We start from the raw sequence: 1274 nt of genomic DNA, 5'->3' as shown, positions 1-1274 counted from the left end.
CTAACTCGAACTTGCATTCTGTTTGGATTTCCTCTAATCCTGCTCTTTCTTCTGACAATTATTCTTGAACCTCTTGGTATTGTTCCGTTGATAAGTCTCCTTCTTCCTCTAACTTTACTAGTTCTTGTTCTAGCTGTGCTATTGTTTCCTGATACTCTTCTATCTCGGTGCCGGAATCATCTCGAACTCTAATAAATTCATTGATTTCGCTAATCTCTAAAAATCCCGTAGTATCCAATAATTTTTGCATGACTTCGTTGCGACTAGTGGTGATCACTACCTCGAAACCTCCCAAAGTTAATTCTTCCTCTGCTTGGGCTTGATGAGTAATTTGATTGGTGATAGATTGGATTTGCTCAACCAGTGCAGCGGTATTGTCTTGGAGAGATTCTAGATCCGGAATCATAAATTGTGGTGATGAGTTGCACCGCCAACTTTGTTTGATACCTAATCCAATCCACTCTCCTGCTGTTGATGAACCAATTAGCATGGGAATTCCTAAGGAGCCAAAGACACTTTGTTGAAGGGGAAATCCCTCTTCCAATTCTTCTGGTAGTGTAGGAAGGCGATAGCCATAGATAGTTAACTCTGACAAGTTAGCTTGCAGCAGTGCGATCAGATTTTGGTAATGGTCGCTCACAGCTTGAGATTGGGTTGCGCGAATCTGACTGAGAAACTCTTCAGGAGCAAAGGGCATAAGACCGGTGTTATCCACTAGAAAGCGTTCCACTGAAAAGGGACCTTTATCTTCTACTTCCCAAGGGATAATTATATAAGGAGCGTCACCAACTAGGCTGTAGTATTCATCTTTGGTTAGTTCTTCAAGGGTAGTAACAATTTGCTCAGTTTGGGGTTTCATAATTAAGGAATTTTAATGTAGGGTGTTAGTAAGCATTCAGCCGTCAGCTGTCAGCCGTCAGCTATAGCATTTTTAGTTGAGAGGTGAAACTATAATTAATGGTCAAAGGGAATAGGGAATAGGGAATAGGGAATAGGGAATAGGGAACAGGGAACAGGGAAAAGACAAAAAATCGGTGTGTACTTCATTAATAGGAAAACGGCTGTATGATAAATCAGCATTTGCTTTCATGAGATAATTTTAAATTATAGCGTTTCTCGCAGTTATGAGGTACAGTCTTCTTGGACGTTGATTCCCTGTGTTGATGCAGGACATCCCTATTCCCTATTCCCTATTCTCTCTTCCCTGTTCCCAGATCAGCTGTTCCCTGTTCCCTAAAATCCAGAAATTTTTTCCTCATAACTATGAGAATTGA

At 40.8% G+C, this 1274-nt stretch carries 2 protein-coding genes; both read right to left on the bottom strand.

Annotated features, from left to right (window positions below; genetic code table 11):
• Positions 1-58: 58 nt before the first annotated feature.
• Positions 59-859, bottom strand: a complete 801-nt coding sequence (locus tag F6J94_RS33910; protein WP_293048358.1) for a hypothetical protein — start codon at positions 857-859, stop codon at positions 59-61.
• A 102-nt stretch (positions 860-961) separates the two neighbouring features.
• A complete protein-coding gene (locus F6J94_RS33905; protein ID WP_293017504.1) occupies positions 962-1090 on the bottom strand; it encodes a hypothetical protein in 129 nt (42 codons plus the stop codon).
• Positions 1091-1274: the final 184 nt, after the last annotated feature.

The organism is Moorena sp. SIO1F2, assembly GCF_010672755.1.
Taxonomy (GTDB): Bacteria; Cyanobacteriota; Cyanobacteriia; order Cyanobacteriales; family Coleofasciculaceae; genus Moorena.
Note: the sequence above shows the minus strand (reverse complement) of the source record. Positions and strands in the feature narration are given on the sequence as shown.

Excerpts from the sequence above, each read along its gene's own strand:
- F6J94_RS33905 (WP_293017504.1), bottom strand. The coding sequence starts at position 1,090 with ATGAAAGCAAATGCTGATTTATCATACAGCCGTTTTCCTATTAATGAA.
- F6J94_RS33910 (WP_293048358.1), bottom strand. The coding sequence starts at position 859 with ATGAAACCCCAAACTGAGCAAATTGTTACTACCCTTGAAGAACTAACC.